Below are 2,411 nucleotides of genomic sequence, written 5' to 3' on the forward strand. Positions count from 1 at the left end.
TGTTTCTGGTGACGGGAGGAGCCTCATGGGAGGCAAGCGGCGCTGCCGATTTCTTTTCCCCCCTGTTGAATGGGATGGTCGTACGGCACCTCAGGGTGGTGGCGGCGAATCCCGATATCGAGGCTTTGCAGGCGGCGCTGAGTTTTTTTGAGGAGGCCCCCTGCAGCCTGATCATGGCCGTCGGAGGGGGGACCCCCCTCGACATGGCGAAGCTGGTCAACTTTTTTTCCTCGACGCGGCAGAGCCCTGGGGAGTACCTGAAGGGGATACGCTCTGAAACGGAATGCGGCGGTTTTCTCCCGTTCCTGGCCGTCCCGACGACGGCAGGGACAGGAAGCGAGGCCACTCATTTTGCCGTCCTGTACGATGGGCTGGTCAAGCACTCCGTGGGGGACTCGCGGATACGGCCGGGTTATGTGTTCCTGAATCCCGCCTTCACCTTTTCCCTTTCCCCTTATGTTGCGGCCTGCACGGGGTTCGACGCTCTGGCGCAGGCCATGGAGTCCCTTTGGGCGGTTGGCTCGACGGGGAGCTCCCGGAAGGATAGTCGGGAGTCCCTGAGGATCGGTTCACGGGTTCTGCGCTCCGTCGTCCTGGCTCCGGAGGCGGAAAGCCGATCGGCAATGCTTCGGGCCGCCTACCTGGCGGGGCGGGCCATCGACGTCGCCAAGACCACGGCGGCCCACGCGTTTTCCTATTGCCTTACGGCGCGCTATGGATTGCCTCATGGTCATGCTGTGGCGACGTTCCTTCCGGAGGTCCTCAGGCAGAACGGAACGGCTTCCGCCGATCGCGTGACGGACCCGCGGGGCGAAGGGTTCTTGCGGCAGGCTGTGGGGGAGATTTTGAACGTACTGGGCTGCGAAACGGTGGATGAGGGGGTGCGAAGCCTCTATGCCCTGCGAGAGGCCACAGGTTTGACGGATTCCTGGATGGAGGCAAAGGGGCTGTCGTTCGACGTCGTTTACGCCCACGCCTTTGCGGAGGCCAACGTTTTGCGTCTGAGCAACAATCCCGTGAGGCTCGCGCGGAGCTGCACGGAAGAAGAGGGGAAGGATTGAAAATTAGGTGGTTTGTTCGTTATGGCGGCTTGGCTTGTCTGTTGATCCTCCTGTATCCCGGACCTGCGGCGGCGTACCTCGACCCCAGTGCGGGCAATGCTTTGGTGTATATCGCCGTGACGGCGGTCGGCGTTGTGGGATATGTGCTGAAGGGGATATTCTATCGGGTGGTTGAAATCTGGACGGGCAGGCGCCGTTCGGATGAACCGGGACGGTCCTGTCAAGATATCGCCATCTTCAGCGAGGGGAAGAATTATTGGACGACCTTTGAGCCGATCGTTGCTGCGCTGATTTCGCGAGGGCAACCCTTCAGTTATTTTACCTCGGATATCGAGGACCCTGGATTGACGATACGCAGTCCCCTGATGAGAGGACGGTACCTGGGAGAGGGTAGCGCTGCCTATGCGCGATTGAACAGAATACGGTGCAGGGTGATGCTTGCCACCACTCCGAATATCGGCACGCCGGGATTCCCGCTTCCGAGGCCGGCTGGCGTGGAGTTTCTTGTCCATGTTTTTCACGCTCCAGCGGGGGTTGCCTATTATAAAAAAGGGTCCCTGGACGCCTACGACGGGGTTTGCATGGTGGGGGAGTACTCCCGGCCGGCGATTCGACACCTCGAACGGCTTCGCGGCCTGCCGGAGAAGGAACTGGTCTGTACGGGACTGCCTTACTGGGACGTGCTGCTCAAACGATTGAGTGACAGGGATGAGATGCACGGCCGTGGGGAAGACGGAACGGAAACCGTGGCGAAAAGGCGGACGATACTGCTGGCTCCGTCGTGGGGACAAAAGGGATTTCTGTCCTGCTACGATCCGGATTTTATCGGGACGCTTGCAAGGGCGGATTTCGATATCATCCTCCGTCCTCACCCTCAGTCGTGGAGGACGGAGCCCGCCTTGCTGCGCCGGCTCAAGAGATATTTATCGGCGTTCGACAACGTGACGTGGGACGAGGACAGCGATCCATCCCATTCCCTTCTGGTTTCCGATATCCTGATCTCCGACACGTCGGCTATCCGCATGGACTATGCGATGATTTACAGGAAGCCCGTCATCTCCCTCGAGACGGAGATCGGGGAAAGGGATTCTTTTGAGATCGCCGATCTTCCCCCGGAATGCATGGATTCCCTGGCAGATAAGATCTGCGTCCCGGTTGGCAGGGACAGGATAGATGATATCGTCGAGGTCGTCGAGGAGGCCCTGCGTGAGGGGAAGATGCAGGGGATGGAGGATGTCAGACGGCGCTATATCTCCTGCTTCGGATGTGCCGGGAGGCAGGTTGCGGAATATCTGGTCGAAAAATCCATACAGTTGTCCGTCTCCCGGAGGGACAAGGCGGAGGGGAAAG

The 2,411-nt window shown here is 59.8% G+C and carries 2 protein-coding genes; both read left to right on the forward strand.

All coding sequences use genetic code 11. From position 1 onward, the window contains the following. Window positions 1–1,061 (forward strand): phosphonoacetaldehyde reductase (locus SY1_RS10710; protein ID WP_208873777.1); only part of this gene is annotated, 1,061 nt, incomplete at its 5' end. After that, the coding region (locus SY1_RS10715) for a CDP-glycerol glycerophosphotransferase family protein (RefSeq protein WP_208873778.1) at window positions 1,058–2,411 on the forward strand (1,354 nt) is incomplete at its 3' end. The genes SY1_RS10710 and SY1_RS10715, both read left to right, overlap by 4 nt.

This window comes from Fretibacterium fastidiosum (genome assembly GCF_000210715.1).
Lineage (GTDB): Bacteria > Synergistota > Synergistia > Synergistales > Aminobacteriaceae > Fretibacterium > Fretibacterium fastidiosum.